General features: G+C 56.5%; 11 protein-coding genes and 1 pseudogene. 10 read left to right on the top strand and 2 right to left on the bottom strand.

Features of this window, described 5'->3' with window-relative positions; all coding sequences use genetic code 11:
- Window positions 1-80: 80 nt before the first annotated feature.
- Window positions 81-1,970 carry an esterase EstP gene (gene estP / locus AA098_RS25495; protein WP_064615086.1) on the bottom strand — a complete coding sequence of 630 codons (1,890 nt, stop codon included), beginning with the start codon at window positions 1,968-1,970 and terminating at the stop codon, window positions 81-83.
- Window positions 1,971-2,514: 544 nt separating this feature from the next.
- Here estP and AA098_RS25490 point away from each other — a divergent pair.
- The gene (locus AA098_RS25490; protein WP_033999474.1) at window positions 2,515-3,714 is read left to right on the top strand and encodes an integrase arm-type DNA-binding domain-containing protein; all 1,200 of its coding nucleotides are present in this window, start codon (window positions 2,515-2,517) and stop codon (window positions 3,712-3,714) included.
- Between the two features lie 83 nt (window positions 3,715-3,797).
- On the opposite strand, the gene AA098_RS25485 is transcribed toward AA098_RS25490, so the two are convergent.
- A complete protein-coding gene (locus AA098_RS25485; RefSeq protein WP_009408455.1) occupies window positions 3,798-4,649 on the bottom strand; it encodes a hypothetical protein in 852 nt (283 codons plus the stop codon).
- 444 nt (window positions 4,650-5,093) lie between these two features.
- Between AA098_RS25485 and AA098_RS25480 the strand changes: the two genes are divergently transcribed.
- From AA098_RS25480 to AA098_RS25435, 9 genes and pseudogenes are all read left to right on the top strand, one after another.
- Window positions 5,094-5,294: an AlpA family transcriptional regulator gene (locus AA098_RS25480; protein ID WP_009408457.1), complete on the top strand. Its 201-nt coding sequence runs from the start codon at window positions 5,094-5,096 to the stop codon at window positions 5,292-5,294.
- Between the two features lie 303 nt (window positions 5,295-5,597).
- Window positions 5,598-6,251, top strand: coding sequence for an inovirus Gp2 family protein (locus AA098_RS25475; protein ID WP_064615085.1), 654 nt, complete (start codon window positions 5,598-5,600; stop codon window positions 6,249-6,251).
- A gap of 489 nt (window positions 6,252-6,740) precedes the next feature.
- Window positions 6,741-7,022, top strand: a pseudogene (locus tag AA098_RS25470) (group II intron reverse transcriptase/maturase); the annotation flags it as partial.
- Between the two features lie 229 nt (window positions 7,023-7,251).
- Entirely contained in the window at window positions 7,252-10,017 is a 2,766-nt protein-coding gene (locus AA098_RS25465; protein WP_009408476.1) for a DNA methyltransferase, read from the top strand.
- Between the two features lie 58 nt (window positions 10,018-10,075).
- The gene (locus AA098_RS25460) at window positions 10,076-12,142 is read left to right on the top strand and encodes a DEAD/DEAH box helicase (protein WP_009408478.1); all 2,067 of its coding nucleotides are present in this window, start codon (window positions 10,076-10,078) and stop codon (window positions 12,140-12,142) included.
- Window positions 12,135-13,319, top strand: coding sequence for a GIY-YIG nuclease family protein (locus AA098_RS25455; RefSeq protein WP_009408480.1), 1,185 nt, complete (start codon window positions 12,135-12,137; stop codon window positions 13,317-13,319). The genes AA098_RS25460 and AA098_RS25455 overlap by 8 nt, the downstream gene beginning before the upstream one ends.
- 408 nt (window positions 13,320-13,727) lie before the next feature.
- The gene (locus AA098_RS25445) at window positions 13,728-14,105 is read left to right on the top strand and encodes a transposase (RefSeq protein WP_177342688.1); all 378 of its coding nucleotides are present in this window, start codon (window positions 13,728-13,730) and stop codon (window positions 14,103-14,105) included.
- On the top strand, window positions 14,102-14,446 hold the full coding sequence (tnpB, locus tag AA098_RS25440; RefSeq protein WP_003291615.1) for an IS66 family insertion sequence element accessory protein TnpB: 345 nt from the start codon (window positions 14,102-14,104) through the stop codon (window positions 14,444-14,446). Before AA098_RS25445 ends, tnpB begins: the two co-directional genes overlap by 4 nt.
- A gap of 35 nt (window positions 14,447-14,481) precedes the next feature.
- On the top strand, window positions 14,482-15,990 hold the full coding sequence (locus AA098_RS25435) for an IS66 family transposase (protein WP_009408487.1): 1,509 nt from the start codon (window positions 14,482-14,484) through the stop codon (window positions 15,988-15,990).
- Window position 15,991: the final 1 nt, after the last annotated feature.

Genomic DNA, 15,991 nt, shown 5'->3' with positions numbered 1-15,991 from the left:
GTTGCGCAAGCCTCAGGTATACGGGGCCGTCGTAGGAGCGGGTTTACCCGCGAATGGGCCGCAAAGCGGCCCCCAGCAATTCAGAAGTCCACGCTAACCCCCACGCTAACGCCCTGCTGCGTCAACTCATCACTCTTGCGCCAATTGTAGTTCCCGCGCAAATGCACCCCTGCCACCAGTTCATGGCTCACACCCAGGCTCGCCCGGGTCAGGTCGCTGTGCGGCGTATACCCGGTCAGGGTGAAATCATTCGCCGGCAAGCTGGTCAGGTGCATCGTCACATCCTGCTCGTCGTCCTCAAACTCATGCTCCTGCGCCACCTCGGCAAAAAGCCGGGTATTTGGCTGTACCTGCACACTGCCCGACAACCCCACGCCCAGGCGACGTGACGTGCGCTCCTGGTCATCGAAGCCAAGCGCCGTCGAGCGCCCGCTCTTCTCTTCGTAGCCATCCACCTTCACCCGCGCATAGTCGGCACTGATGAAAGGTGCCAACTGCCAGTTGCTGGTGTCGGCCGCCAGGTTGTAGCCCAGCCGCCCGGACATTGCCCAGGCCTCGCCGTCGGTGTCGCCTTTTTCACTGCGGTCATTCACGCCCAGGGCGAAGGTACGCTTGAGGTCGCTGTAGTCCAAGTGCCCGGCGGTCAGCGCCGCGTCGGCCCACCAGCGATCCTGACGGTATTGGGCAAAGGCGCTGGCCATATAGCTGTTCAGCTTGTAGTCCGAATCCTGTTCGCCAGCTTCCAGCTTCTGCCGGTACGCACCGCCGGCCAGGCCCAGGCGCCAGGCGTCGTTCAGGCGATAGCTGCCGCCCACGGTCAGGTTGTAGCCGCGGCCGTCACCGCTGGCCGCGCTGCGCTGGCCGTCGAAGTCCAGGTCCTGAGCGCCACTGGCGACAAAGGCTTGCCATTGGCCAACGGCTTGCCAAGGCGTCTGCCACTGATTGCGCAACTCATCCTGATGAGCCCGCAGGCTGGCGTGGGCCATTTCCGGTAGCAGGGTCAGTTCCCAGGGGGCTGCGAGGATCGAGTAGGCGTAATCGGCAATCAGCTGCTGACCCGCGATGGTCGGGTGGACCGAGTCGTTGAACAGCAGTTTGGTCGGGTCTGGCGTTGTGCCGTTGATACCGTACACCGGGTTTTCCACGCAGCTATCGCCGCTGTAGCAGGTACCGACCAGGTTCTGGTCGCTGGCCAGGCCGAACTGACTGGGGCTGGACAGCGCCTCGCTCAACAGCACAGGGATGTTCAGTGGAATGATCTGGGCATCGATCTGCCCTAGCTGGCTGATCAGTGACTGGTTGAACGCAGCGGAGAGCAGTGACAGTGGGTTTTGCTGTGGCGTGCCGCTGAAATTGGGCGTTTGGCCGAGGTCAGGTAGCAGCCAGACCATGATGTAGCGCGCGCCTCCTTGCTGAAGGGCTTGGGCGCTGGCAGCCAGGCGGGCGCCGGCGGCTACGGCGTCGGCCGGGCTATTCACCAGGCCCTGCAGGAAGTCGTTACCGCCACCTGTCAGGTAATACAAGGCATTTGGGTCGGCGCGCAGGCCGTTGGCCAGGTAGCCGGGGCGCTCGCGCAGCACCAACCCGGCATTGGGGTTTCCTGGTGGGATGACGGTCTCGGACGTTGTCGTGATCGAGTCCAGGATCTGTTGGGTGGTGTACCCGCCAACTGCCCAGTTATTACCATCGGGCTGGATGCCTACGGATGTCGACGGGTTCAGGTCGCCAGGCGCGACGCCCAGGCGGCCACCGAGGATCATCGGTGACACCGGAGCGAAGTTGCCGTCGGCATCGCGGTTGGTGAAACGCGCGCCTGGGGTACCGCCGCTCAGGTCGGGAAACTGCCCTGCATCGGCGAGGCTGTCGCCAAACACGATGAGGGTTGAATAGGGCGAAGGGCCGGCCAACGCCTGGCTACAGGCCAAGGCCAGTGAAGCGAGGGTAAAGCGCAATAACGGGGCTTTTCGCATCAGGGAACATCCTTTTCTTTGTTTTTATCAGGACAACCCCATCGACCTTAGCAAATCGTAGTGCTTCGCTCCCAAGTCCATTCGTTTCCCCGTGTTTACAGGCATATTGCGCCCGTCGCCCCGGTAGGCTACTGTGCCGGGACGTATGAGCGAGACCTATCCTGTGTTGATCGTCAGCAAACTCTTGATGCGCGTAATCAAGGCCCACGCCCGTTGGCGTTGGCGCGCCTGACTTTATCTCCTGCCGGCCCGCCCGGCCCGCCCCCGTTTGCCTTCTCGTTTACCGCCTGTTGTGGCAAAGCCGCGCCTGTGGCTGGTGCAGGAAGGTTCGAATCATGAAGTCAGTAGATTCAAGAGGTTTAACACCATGTTACTGATGATCGATAAGCGGCATCGGCTTCTTTTGGTGTCCGTTGGCGTCTACGCCTCCCTCCCAGTCCCTCTATTTTAAAGGCTTTCACGTTCGTTGGTGTCCATGGCGTCCGTTGGCATCTATGGATAATACGGGTATCGTTGCGGGTATCAATGTACGGATACCCGCACCATGCCTCTAACCGATGCCAAAATCCGCAACACTAAGGCTGGCGATAAACCCCTCAAGCTCACCGATGGTGGTGGGCTGTACTTGGAGGTTCGGCCGACCGGTACCAAGCTATGGCGTTTGCGCTATCGCATAGGCGGTAAGGAAAACGTTTTTGCTATCGGTGCTTATCCGCAGATCGGCTTGGCGGATGCGCGTGATGCGCGGGAAAAGGCCAAGCCTCTGATTCGTCAAGGCATCCATCCATCGCATAACCGGCAGGCTGAGCGACTGGCTAGCAGCGCTGCCAATGCGAACACATTCGAGGCAGTTGCCCGCGAGTGGATCAAGAAGAAAGCTCCCAGTTGGACTCCGTACTACTTGCGGCAGGTTGAGAGGTCCATGGCGGCCGACGTCTTCCCCTTCGTGGGGAGGCTGCCGATACGCAATGTATCTGCCGCGCATCTGTTGGACATTCTCGGTCGGATTGAAGCCCGAGGCGCTGCAACGGTGGCTCTGCTCGTAAGGCAGTGGTCGTCGGCAATCTTTCGGTACGCCGTCGCGACATTGCGCGCCGACGCCGATCCGGCGGCAGCCCTGAAAGGCGCTATCCACCGGCCCAGGGTGCAGCATCACAAGCCGCTCAGTCGTGAGCAGGTAGTTGAGTTCTTCAGAGCATTGGAACAATACGGCGGCTACAGGACTACGGTGATCGCACTGCGTCTGATGCTGTTCACATTTGTTCGCACCGTAGAGCTCCGCAAGGCGGAGTGGAGTGAATTCGATCTGGATCGGGCAGAGTGGCGTATTCCTGCAGAGCGCATGAAGATGCGAGAGCCGCACATCGTTCCGTTATCCAGGCAGGCCGTGGATCTGTTGCGTGAACTGCATGCCCATACTGGTGGTCGTCGGCTGCTTTTTCCAAACTATCGAAAACCGAACGAATGTATGACAGCAACGACATTGAATCGAGCGCTTGAGCGCATGGGGTTCAATGGTAAAGACAGTATCGGTTTTTCGGCTCATGGATTTCGCGCAACAGCTTCGACAATGCTGAACGAAATGGGCTACCGCTCAGATGTTATCGAGCGTCAGTTGGCGCATGCCGAGAGAAACAAAGTGCGCGCAAGCTACAACCAAGCGGAATATCTGGAAGAGCGGCGCCAGATGATGCAGGCTTGGGCTGATGATATTGACGCAAATATTGCCAAGACTCTTCCTTGATTTCTGATTTCTGGATGCGATCTAATTGGGTTTTTATTTTCTTATGGCTGATCACCTGCTTGGTTCGATTGAGTTGAGATGGGCTAAGTTATTCCTTTTGTGATGCTTTTCTTTTCTTGAATGTAAGTTCCTTTTTCTTCTTCCATCTGGAGCAGTATCTCCAGCACTTCGGTTCTTTTTAAGTCGTGTTTGTCGGCTAACTTATCAAGGCGATTAATTGCTTTGTCGGATAGGATGAAGTTGTACTGCTTCTTGCCTGTTAATTTGGCTCTGTATTTGTTTTGGCTCCACCGTTTTTTGATGGAGTCCATTAGCAATATTTTTTCGTGTTTGGAAATGAATTGAGAGTCGAGTAGAGTTATAAAGTCATCTTTTTCCTTTGGAATGCTTTGCTGGAATGTCAGCATGGGGTGCTTGCTTTTTGTTATTTCCCAGGCTGTTTCTAGTTTTTGTGTGGCGTCGGCGCCATCTAGCCATTTGAATATGTGATCTGAGCTTGAATGTTGCTCCCATTCAAACTTTATCTGATTTACCAGCCATAGTTTTTTGCTTATTTCAACTGTCCATATGTCAATTGTTGTAATGGTTAGTGGTCTGCCTGACAGGGTGGTTGTTCCAATTATTGGATAGTTCCCGTTTTTCTCAATTAATTTTCTGGCTACGAATAAGTTCTGTCTCTTGTTATTTGTTATCCACTCTAGATCTTTCTCGGGCAGCAGGGACATGGCGCTTTGTGCCTCAACAAATTCTGCGCCTGTTGGGGTGTTTTGGATGAGGTCTGCTATGCGGTCTCGCATGCCGGGGCTGCCGAGTTCACCCAGGTTGGCATGTGGGGCTTGTCCTTTTAGAAAGTGCCATAGCCAGTTGCCTAGTCTGCTATCGACATTGAGTCCGTTGAGCGTCTTCTGAAGCCTGTCATTGATTGCATTGGTCATGGGATGGTTCTTTCTGAAAGGATAATCTCTAGTAGAAAAATAGTGGTTTTTGTGAGGGATTCATGCCGTCTTCATGAGGTTTTCTACTTGTTCTCTAGTGTATTTTTAAAGCTTCATCTCAGTGTACATCAGGATCTACAGGGGGGATCTAGCCCTGAATGGCTTTTCGCACCGAAAAAAGCATCAGATTGTCGGGGGCTAAGAGACTGACTCCAGGCAGCGCGTGACGGCAGGCTGCGCAGCGAGCTTGTCCAGTCAGTCGTTAGACGGGCGCAGTCTGCTGGAGCTTTTGTTTCTGGGTGCGGCGGAGAAAGACGAGGGCGGAGGAATGTTGGGGCGGTTCAGGGGTTGTGAAATGGGGTGTCTGTTATCCGGGTCGATACCTGGCGGCATGTAAATAAATACGGGGAAGCCAGATCTGATGAGTCAAATTAGGAGCTCATCATGAAAGTAATTCGATTGCAGCAGGTAATGGAGATGACCGGTCTCGGGCGCTCCACTATTTACAAGTATGTTTCTGAAAGCTGGTTTCCGAAGCCAATTCCCTTGGGCGGGAGGAGTGTGGGTTGGCTGGAGAGTGAGGTAGCTGAGTGGATTCTGGAAAGAGTGTCAGAACGAGACTTGCAAGAAGTCGCTATGGCGTGAAGGCAAGGCTGGTTTAAGGGTATTTGGCTATCACCATGACCGGGCGTGCCCGGTCATGGTGATATTTTCCCGGAGTGAGATTTTTGTGGCTTATTGCGGTGTATGCCATGACGTGTGTGTTGTTTGTTCTGTATTTTGGTGTTTCGGTTCTCGGTATTGGTAGTATGCTTTAACTTGTCTTGTTCTGGTGTGACTGTGTGTATGGCAAGCACTTACAGTGCTTGTTGATAATTTGTGTATTGGTGTCTGTTAAAAATTACTCGCTGTTAGAAGGTTATGTAATCAACAGCGAGGTATCTAGCAATGCAGCGTCATCATGCAAATCACAATCTGAAGATTCATCATGGGGCAGACTACTGTGGTCTGCCTATTCAGGGTGATAAGGGTCCGTTTGTTCAGCAGTATCTGGAAAGGCTGCATAACACGATTGAAAATGCGGTTCAGCAATATTCGAGGGTCTTTGCTTTTAGGGTTGATTTGAGGTTTCCTGCTGGAATAGATCTGCCGGAAGTCTATTCGAATCACGTAGTAGAGCGCTTTGTCGAGTCCCTCAAGGCGAAGATCCGTCATAATCGGTATATGGCACGCCAAGAGAACAGGTATGCGCATGGCAGCAATGTACGATTTGTATGGGCACGGGAAGTAGGGCTGTATGGCAGGCCCCACTATCACATGGCTATTTTGCTGAACTTCGAAGCCTTCAATTCTCTGGGCAAATTCGAGCCAGGGAGAGACAACATGTTCAACCGACTTACTCAGGCTTGGGCAAGTGCTTTGGGGCTACCAGTGGAAGGCGTTAGGGGGCTGGTAGAGATACCTGCCAACCCAACCTATTGCCTGCTTCGTAACGATCCACAGAGCCAGGCTGACTTTTTCTACAGAGCCAGCTACCTCTGTAAGGTCGCTACTAAGGTCTATGGGAATGGCCAGCATGGTTTCGGTGCAAGCAGGCTCTGATAGCCGCTGCCTTGCATGTCTAGTTTGGGCGCATTGAGTCAGGCCTCAATGCGCTTCATTGGGTGCGCCAGGCATGGCGCGTTGCGCGTCAGCGCAACCCGCTTGGTTGTGGTGACCAGGCGGGTGACTTGGAGGTGGAAGTCCTCTACACACCCGGCAAGGGGAAGTGTTAGCCAGAGGCAAGGGTGTCGCGGGTGACTGCGAATCTGAAGGAAGCCCGAGGCAAAATGCTGGCCTGACGAACAGGAAGCGGATAGAGGCGGCACAGCGGGGTAAGGCGGCCCAAATCGTCGAAGCCCAATACTTGCACGGAACGCTGTGACGTAAATCCGACAGGCATAAGCAGGAAGGTCACGCGAATTACCCTGGGAGATCTGCACACCTGCCTTTGTGCTACCGAGCGTCGAGAGGCGACGGGATGGGCGTGCAGAAGTCAGCCGAGGCCGTAGTAAGTGGCGGTTAACCACGCTACCAAGGGCCGAACAGGTTATGCCGCCAGTAGGCGTCACTGTCTCGTTGGTAGCCGTAATGCAGAAATTTCCCACAGCGGAAACTATCATCCTGAGTCCCGGCCAGAAGCCGAGGATGATGCCTGACAGTGCAAAGGTATCGATGGCGTCAGTGGCGTGGACGAGCGCGGAGTCGGGCACGCTGATGGAGCGGGTGCTTGCACCGGCCAACCTCAGGCGTGCGTATCAACGCGTAGTCAGCAACAAGGGGGCGCCGGGTGCCGATGGCATGACGGTGGCCGACTTGGCGGGCCACGTGAAACTTTGCCTTGGTTATCCAATAATCAGCGACTGAAAAGCGGGCTTTTCGGCATCCCTAAGCCGCCCATTTCCGACTGATGAGCAACTTGTTCGGAGTTTCCTTAGGGGCGCCGGCTTGGATCTTTTTCACATGCCAATGCTCGTTCCTTTATCATCCATGCACTTTGCATGGATGGTGGGCCTAGAGGCCCCCTTTGCCGCCTTGGCAGCAGTGATCGGAACAGCCCTATATGAACGCCGTAGAAATCGAACAAGCCATCACCGACCTGGCCAGTCAGCCGTTTGACCGGGTCGAGTTCCCTTATGCCTTCCTGCAGGCTTTCGGTAATAAGGAAACCACCCTCAAGCGCCTGCGTTCGGGCGCAACCAATAAGTCTGATCTGGGCGGTGTGCTGCAAACCAGCAATATCCATCTGGCGGTGTGTGAGCCGGGCAAGGTCACCGAAACCCTGGCGGCGCTCAAGGCCAGCCCTGCCACGGCCCGTGCCAAGGCTAAGTACGTGCTCGCTACCGATGGCGAGACGCTGGAAGCCGCGGAGCTGGAAAGCGGCGAGACGGTAGCCTGCGACTACCCGCAGTTCCCTGACCACTTCGGATTTTTCCTGCCGCTGGCAGGCATTTCCACGGTCAAGCAGATCCGCGAGAACTCCTTTGACATCCGTGCGACCAGTCGGCTGAACCGGCTTTATGTGGAGCTGCTCAAGGACAACCCTGCTTGGGGCACCGCTGAGCGTCGCCATGAGATGAACCATTTCATGGCGCGGCTGATCTTCTGCTTCTTCGCTGAAGACACCGACATTTTCAACGGCACCGGCCTGTTCACGAATACCCTCACGCAGATGAGTGACCGCGATTCCAGCAATCTGCATGAGGTTATGGGCGAGATCTTCCGCGCCATGAACACACCGATTGCGCAGCGCGCTTCGGCCAATCTGCCGCGCTGGGCGGATGCTTTTCCCTACGTTAACGGTGGCCTGTTCTCTGGTGAGCCAGACGTGCCGCGCTTTTCCAAGATCGCCCGCAGTTATCTGCTGCATATTGGCGCGCTGGATTGGAAGCAGATCAATCCAGATATCTTCGGCTCCATGATCCAGGCCGTGGCCGACGACGAAGAGCGCGGCGCCTTGGGCATGCACTACACCAGCGTGCCCAATATCCTCAAGGTGCTAAACCCGCTGTTTCTCGATGAACTGCGTGCCAAGCTGGAGGAGGCAGGCGATAACCCTCGCATGTTGCTCAATCTACGCAAGCGCCTGGCACGCATTCGTGTTTTCGATCCTGCCTGCGGCTCGGGCAACTTCTTGGTCATTGCCTACAAGCAACTGCGTGAGATTGAAAACACCCTCAATGAGCGCCGTGGGGAGCCTGGACGCAAAAGCGATATTCCTCTGACAAATTTTCGCGGTATCGAGCTGAGGGACTTTTCTGCCGAAATCGCACGCTTGGCTCTGATCATTGCCGAGTATCAGTGCGATGTGCTCTATCGTGGTCAGAAGGAGGCTCTTCTGGAGTTTCTGCCACTGAGCAACCAGAACTGGATTACCTGTGGAAATGCACTCCGTCTCGACTGGCTTGGCGTTTGTCCGCCGACTGGAACTGGTGTGAAGTTAGTCGGTGATGACCTATTCCAAACACCTCTTGATCAACCTGAGATCGACTTCGAGAACGAGGGGGGAGAGACCTACATTTGCGGGAACCCTCCGTATCTTGGCAGCAAGCGACAAGAAATAGAGCATAAAAAAGATTTAGCACTTGTTTTTGAGATGAGGACTAAGGACTGGAAGCCGCTTGACTATGTTGCGGGCTGGTTTATGAAAGCGGCAGAGTATGCAAAGGCAACCGAATGCTGTTCAGCGTTTGTGGCAACAAATTCAATATGCCAAGGGCAGCAAGTTGCAATCCTGTGGCCGCTCATATTTGGCTCGGGGTCGGAGATAAATTTCGCGCACACTTCATTCAAGTGGAATAATCTGGCGAATAATAATGCTGGCGTGACAGTGGTAATCGTTGGGATAGGTCGCTTAGGCCTAAAAAGAACAAAATATCTCTACAGCGACACAGGTGAGGGGGCGTCCGTAGCCCGTAGAGTAGATAATATAAATCCATATCTGGTGCCAGGTGATGTCACCATAATTGAAGCTCGAAGAACACAAATATGTGGCCTTCCGGATTTCGACCGAGGAAACTCTCCTACAGATGGCGGCAATCTACTACTAGAGCCTCAGGAGCTAGAAGCATTGCAGCTCACGCCAGAGCAGCGAGATCGCTTTGTTCGTCCTTTTGTGGGCTCAATGGAGTTAATTCGTGGCCTGTCTAGATTCTGCCTTTGGATTGATGACGCCGAAGAATCTGAAGCAAAAGCTGTTCGCTCAATTGCAGAACGTATTGAGAGGGTCGCCGAGTTTAGGCGTAGTAGTAGCAAAAAATCCACTGTGGCGGCTGCGGCCTGGGCACATAGATTTGATGAAAGAAAGCCACTGCCAACTAGTCCGATAATTTGTGTGCCAGTAACCAGCTCGGAGAATAGAGAGTACCTGCCAGTTGGGCTGCTTAAAGAGGGGACTGCAATATCAAATTCTTCTTTTGGAATGGTTTCAAATAGCATTTGGGTGTTGTCTATTATTGCTTCGCGCATGGCGTTAGTCTGGGTGGCAACTGTTTGCTCAAGAATGAGGACGGATTATCGTTTCACGAACACGCTGGCTTGGAATACTTTTCCTGTTCCGACTCTAACCGAGAAAAACAAGGCTGACCTCACTCGCAGCGCCGAAGACATCCTTCTGGCCCGCGAAGCTCATTTTCCAGCCACCATTGCTGATCTCTACGACCCAGAGACCATGCCGGACAATCTGCGTGCAGCCCATGAGCGCAACGACGAAGTGTTGGAGCGCATCTATATCGGTCGCCGCTTCAAGAATGATACCGAGCGTCTGGAAAAACTGTTCGAGCTGTATACCGAAATGACGGCTAACCAGAAGCCGCGGAAGGCCAAGTGATGTATGACCTTATCCCTATTGAACACGCGGGCATGAAGCCCTGAATGGAAGCGTAGCCATGACCCAAACCGTTCCTTCCGTTTCCGTCTCCTATGCCCAGAACGGACGCTCTACCAAAGCCAACGAGCTTGGCATGCGTCCTATGCAGGAGCGCGTCTTCGAGCGACGTGGTGAGCAGTACCTGCTGATCAAGTCGCCACCTGCGTCCGGTAAAAGCCGGGCCTTGATGTTCATTGCTCTGGACAAGCTGGCGCACCAGCGCATCAAGCAGGCCATCATCGTGGTGCCGGAAAAATCCATTGGTTCGAGCTTTCACGATGAGCCGCTGAGCCGCCACGGTTTCTGGGCCGACTGGCATGTGGAGCCGCGTTGGAACCTGTGCGATGCCCCCGGCACCGACGAGGGCGGTAAGGTCAATGCAGTGGGAACGTTTCTGGAAAGCAGCGACCAGGTGCTGGTTTGTACCCATGCCACTTTCCGTTTTGCGGTGGAAAAATTCGGGGTGGTCGCGTTCGATGACCGTTTGATCGCCGTGGACGAGTTTCACCACGTTTCCGCCAACCCGGAGAACAGGCTGGGTACGTACCTGGGCCAACTGATCGCCCGCGACAAGGTGCACATCGTGGCGATGACTGGCTCCTACTTCCGTGGCGATGCCGAGGCTGTGCTGTCACCCGCTGACGAAGCTCGCTTCGACACCGTGACCTACACCTACTACGAGCAGCTCAACGGCTATGAGCACCTGAAGAAGTTGGATATTGGTTACTACTTCTACTCAGGTGCTTACTCCGACGACATCCTCAAAGTCCTCGACCCGAACGAAAAGACTATCCTCCACATCCCCAACGTGAACTCCCGCGAGAGCACCAAGGACAAGATTCGCGAGGTGGAGCACATCATCGAAGAGTTGGGCGAGTGGCAGGGCACCGACCCGGTGACGGGCTTCCAGCTGGTGAAGACCGCCGATGGGCGTGTACTGCGTATTGCTGACCTGGTGGATGACGACCCGGCCAAGCGCGATAAAGTTTCGGCTGCCTTGAAAGACCCGACTCAGAAGAACAACCGCGATCATGTCGATATCATCATCGCGCTGGGCATGGCCAAAGAGGGCTTCGACTGGATCTGGTGCGAGCACGCCCTCACAGTCGGCTACCGTTCCAGCCTGACCGAGATTGTGCAGATTATCGGGAGGGCGACACGCGATGCACCCGGCAAGGCGCGGGCACGTTTTACCAACCTGATCGCTGAGCCGGATGCCAGCGAGAAGGTGGTGACCGAGGCGGTGAACGATACGCTCAAGGCGATTGCCGCCAGCCTACTGATGGAGCAGGTTTTGGCCCCGCGTTTCGAGTTCAAGCCGAAGACTCCCACCTCTGGGCCGCAGGAGGGCTTTGACTACGGTGATGCGGGTTATCAGCCTGACAAGTGCAACGTGGGTTTCAACCATGAAACCGGGCAGCTGCAGATCGAGATCAAAGGTCTGGCCGAACCCAAGAGCCCTGAGGCCAGCCGTATTTGCCAGGAAGACCTGAACGAGGTGATTGCCAGCTTCGTTCAGGACAAGACCAACATCGAGCGCGGCCTGTTCGATGAGGAGCTGGTTCCCGAAGAACTGACCCAGCTGCGCCTGGGTAAGATCATCCGCGACAAGTACCCCGAACTGGATGCCGAGGATCACGAGGCCGTTCGCCAGCACGCCATTGCTGCACTGAACTTGGCTCAGCAAGCCAAGCAACTGGTGCTGGGTGATGATCTGCAAGGGACCGTCACTGGAGCAAATAGCGCCCCGAGCACTGCCCTGATTGATGGCGTGCGCAAGTTCGCGATGGATGTGCGTGAGCTGGATATCGACCTGATCGACCGGATCAACCCGTTCAGCGAGGCCTACGCCATTCTCGCAAAGACCATGAGCGAGGAAAGTCTCAAGCAGGTTGCGGCAGTGATTGGTGCCAAACGCACTCGCCTGACGCCTGAAGAGGCCAAAGACCTTGCTGTGCGGGCTGTAAAATTCAAGAAAGATCATGGCCGGGTACCTTCCCTGACTGCTCAAGACCCATGGGAGCGGAGCATGGCGGAAGGCGCTGCCGCCTTTATGCGTTTCAAGAAAGAGGGCCGTTATGGCTAACGAATTTGATCTGGATGAGCTGGAAGCGGAGCTTTCCGATTTCGCCGCTTCAGGCAAGAAGACCGGCCGCACTCCTCGCGAGGAGCGCATCATTGCCGGCTTCGAAGACATTCAGCGTTTTGTTGAGGAGCACGGCCATGCGCCGCGCCACGGCGATGATAAAGACATCTTCGAGCGCCTGTATGCCGTGCGCCTGGATCGCCTGCGCGATCAGGAAGAATGCCGCACCCTGCTCATGCCTCTCGACCATCAGGGCCTACTGAATGCGTTTGAGGTGCGGGAGCCACAAGGCGACTACACCATGACGGACGACGAACTGTTGGCGGAACTGGCCGGCGACGACGAGGGGGCGGATATTCAGAACCTACGTCATGTTCGCAGCAATGCCGAAAAACGTGAGGCCGAGGAGATTGCACAACGCGAGCGTTGCGAGGACTTTGAGCGGTTCCAGCCGCTGTTTGAGCAAGTGCAGCGCGAGCTGCAGTCGGGCGTTCGAGTTACCCGCACCTTCATCCGGGATGCGAGCATTGAGGAAGGCCAGTTCTTCATTCTCGGTGGGCAGACGGTTTATGTAGCTGAGGTCGGTGAGACCATTAAGGCACCGAATGGTGAAAGCGATGCCCGGCTGAGGGTGATCTACTCCAACGGCACCGAGAGCAATCTACTGCGAAGATCCTTGCAGCGTGCGCTCTACAAGGACGATGCCGGCCGTCGTATTACCGATGCGGATGCCGGCCCGTTGTTTGGCGAAACACTGGAGCCCGACGACATCGAGAGTGGCACCATTTACGTGCTGCGCAGCCACTCAACGCATCCCTTCGTAGCCGAACATCGCGAGCTGATCCACAAGATCGGCGTCACTGGCGGCAAGGTGGAAACACGTATCGCCGGGGCTGACAAGGACGCCACCTACCTGCTGGCAGATGTTGAGGTGGTCGCCACCTACAAGCTGCACAACATCAATCGCACGCGGATGGAAAACCTGTTCCACCGCCTGTTCAGCCCTGCCCAGATTGAGCTGACGATCCCTGATCGCTTCGGTAATCCGGTCAAACCCAGGGAGTGGTTTCTGGTACCGCTGCACGTTATCAACGAGGCTGTGGAGCGTATTCGCGACGGCTCGATCGCTGGAGTGATTTACGATCCAAAGTCGGCATCGTTGCGAAGTGCCGGCTGAACCGAGCATTTTTCGTGAACATTCGTTCCCTGCAAGCCCGCTGGATGCAACGCAGGGAGACTCAATCTCATCGGCTGCTAATTGATCGGTCCTTGGGGCAGATTTGGTAGAGTCACTTCTTCAACTGAAGGAGTGCTTTACATGGGATTCTATATCGAGTGCTACCGTGGGGCTGAGATTGAGCATGCTGGGAAGACCAGCACGATCAGCCCCGGAGAGATTCAGCAGGTCGTTGAGGATACGACGCAGGTGTCAGCGCCTGTGCAAAAAGGTGCTGACGAAGTGCGTCGAGCTACTTTCGCTGCGACTACAGCCCAAGGGGAATTGTAAGCGTCCGCCCTGCACCCACTGCCTGCCCTAGCCTCGAATAGCCACAATGGTGCCCACCATTTTTTAGTGGACACCATTGTGGATACGCCCCCCTCTACTCCTCGCGGCAGTCGCCGCCCCAACTTTTCGGTGGAGTTCAAGCGTCGTGTCGTCGAGGCCACGCTATTGCCCGGCGCATCCGTCGCGTTGATCGCCCGAGAGCATGAGGTCAACGCCAACCTCGTCTTCAAATGGCGCCGTCACTATCGGGAGGGGCAGCTGGGGCCAGTTGCCCACCAGGTTACTTTGTTGCCGGTCAACCTGAGCAAGGCGCCGACGCCCTCAGCGGAAGAGGCAATGCCACTGCCGTCGAGTCCGGGCGGACTGGTTGTGGAGTGCGGTCGGGTCACCTTGCGCATTGAGGGCGTGCCCGACCCGCAAACCTTGCAACTGGTCTTGCAGCAGGTGTTGCGATGATTGCCCCGCCCATCGGGACTCGCATCTGGATCGTGGCTGGAGCCACCGACATGCGGCGGGGGTTCGATGGCCTGGCGGCCCTGGTGCAAACCCAACTTGAGGCGGATCCGTTCTCCGGCCAGATCTTCGTGTTTCGGGGACGGCGCGGTGACCGGATCAAATTGCTGTGGTGGGATGGCGATGGCTTGTGCCTGTTCTGCAAGCGGCTTGAACAGGGGCGCTTCGTCTGGCCGCAAGCCACCAGCGGCAGCGTCTCCTTGACGACGGCACAACTCGCGATGCTGTTGGAGGGCATCGATTGGCGCCGACCGCTGCGCACCGCACCGGTACGAGCAGTCTGATGTTCAACGCTTGAGAACACCAGTAACATCGCGCCATGACTTGCGCGACCGACTTCCTTCCTGACGACATCCAGGCCTTGAAAGCCTTGGTTACCGCCCAGCGCGGGGAAATCGAGCACCTGAAACTGATGATCGCCAAGCTGCGGCGCATGCAGTTCGGTCGGCGTTCCGAGCAACTCGATGGCATGCTCGACCAACTGCAACTGACGCTCGAAGAGTTGCAGGTCAGCCAGGCCGCATTGGCCTCGCCACCACCAGCCCAATCGCGCCCACGTACACCCGTACGCCGCAAGCCATTGCCCGAGCATTTGCCCCGTGAAATCCACGTCCATCGACCCGATGCGCAGTGCCCAGGCTGTGGCGGCGAACTTCGTCATCTGGGCGATGACGTGGCCGAAGTTCTGGAGTACGTGCCGGCGCGCTTCAAGGTGATTCGCCACGTGCGGCCCAAGTTGGCCTGCCGCTGCTGTGACGGGATCGTGCAGGTGCCGGCCCCGAGCCGACCGATTTCCCGGGGTCTTGCCGGGCCGGGATTGTTGGCCCATGTGCTGGTGTCCAAATACGTGGATCATCTGCCGCTGTATCGGCAGTCCGAAATCTATGCGCGTGAGGGCGTGTCCCTAGAGCGCTCGACCATGGCCGACTGGATCGGCGAAGCGAGCCGGCTCTTGCAGCCATTGGTCAGCCGGTTGCGACAGCACATCATGGCCGCCAACAAAGTCCACGCCGACGACACGCCGATCGCCGTGCTCGCCCCCGGCCAGGGTAAAACCAAGACCGGACGCTTGTGGACGTATGTGCGCGACGAGCGCCCCGCAGGTAGTAGCACGCCGCCGGCGGTCTGGTTTGCCTACTCGCCGGATCGCAAAGGCGAGCACCCCCGAGCCCATCTCCGGGGCTTCGCCGGGACGTTGCAAGCCGATGGCTATGCCGGTTTCGCGCAACTCTATGCCTCGGGCACGATTCACGAGGCGGCATGCTGGGCACATGCTCGACGCAAGTTTTTCGACCTGCACAAGGCACTGGCCTCGCCGATTGCGGCTGAGGCCCTGCAACGGATTGGCGCGCTATACGCCATCGAGGCGGAAATTCGCGGACAGCCGCCCGATCAACGACGCGCAGTGTGGCAGCGGCGAGCCAGCCCGCTGCTGGCGCACATGCACATCTGGCTTAATCACACGCTGACGCAATTGCCGCCCAAATCGGCATTGAGCGGTGCGATCCACTATGCCCTCGCACGTTGGCAGGCGCTGACGCGCTACTGCGCGGATGGCCGCATTGAAATCGACAACAATGCCGCCGAACGGGCCCTGCGTGCAGTCGCCCTGGGTCGCAAGAATTTTCTGTTCGCCGGTTCCGACGCAGGCGGAGAAAGAGCGGCGGCGATCTACAGCCTGGTCGGTTCAGCCAAGCTCAACGCATTGAACCCACAGGCTTATTTGACGCACGTGCTGGAGCGCATCGCCGACTACCCAATCAATCAGCTCGACGACTTGCTGCCCTGGAATATTGCTCTGCCTACCCTAGAACATGAGGCCGCTTGAC

The organism is Pseudomonas sp. JY-Q, assembly GCF_001655295.1.
GTDB classification, from domain to species: Bacteria; Pseudomonadota; Gammaproteobacteria; order Pseudomonadales; family Pseudomonadaceae; genus Aquipseudomonas; species Aquipseudomonas alloputida.
The sequence above is the reverse complement of the archived record's forward strand: the minus strand, read 5'-3'. Positions and strand labels throughout refer to the sequence as shown.

What these genes read in the sequence shown, in the direction of transcription:
- estP (WP_064615086.1), bottom strand. Translation starts at nt 1,970, where the DNA reads ATGCGAAAAGCCCCGTTATTGCGCTTTACCCTCGCTTCACTGGCCTTG.
- AA098_RS25465 (WP_009408476.1), top strand. Translation starts at nt 7,252, where the DNA reads ATGAACGCCGTAGAAATCGAACAAGCCATCACCGACCTGGCCAGTCAG.
- AA098_RS25490 (WP_033999474.1), top strand. Translation starts at nt 2,515, where the DNA reads ATGCCTCTAACCGATGCCAAAATCCGCAACACTAAGGCTGGCGATAAA.
- AA098_RS25475 (WP_064615085.1), top strand. Translation starts at nt 5,598, where the DNA reads ATGCAGCGTCATCATGCAAATCACAATCTGAAGATTCATCATGGGGCA.
- AA098_RS25460 (WP_009408478.1), top strand. Translation starts at nt 10,076, where the DNA reads ATGACCCAAACCGTTCCTTCCGTTTCCGTCTCCTATGCCCAGAACGGA.
- AA098_RS25485 (WP_009408455.1), bottom strand. Translation starts at nt 4,649, where the DNA reads ATGACCAATGCAATCAATGACAGGCTTCAGAAGACGCTCAACGGACTC.
- AA098_RS25455 (WP_009408480.1), top strand. Translation starts at nt 12,135, where the DNA reads ATGGCTAACGAATTTGATCTGGATGAGCTGGAAGCGGAGCTTTCCGAT.
- AA098_RS25480 (WP_009408457.1), top strand. Translation starts at nt 5,094, where the DNA reads ATGAAAGTAATTCGATTGCAGCAGGTAATGGAGATGACCGGTCTCGGG.
- AA098_RS25435 (WP_009408487.1), top strand. Translation starts at nt 14,482, where the DNA reads ATGACTTGCGCGACCGACTTCCTTCCTGACGACATCCAGGCCTTGAAA.
- tnpB (WP_003291615.1), top strand. Translation starts at nt 14,102, where the DNA reads ATGATTGCCCCGCCCATCGGGACTCGCATCTGGATCGTGGCTGGAGCC.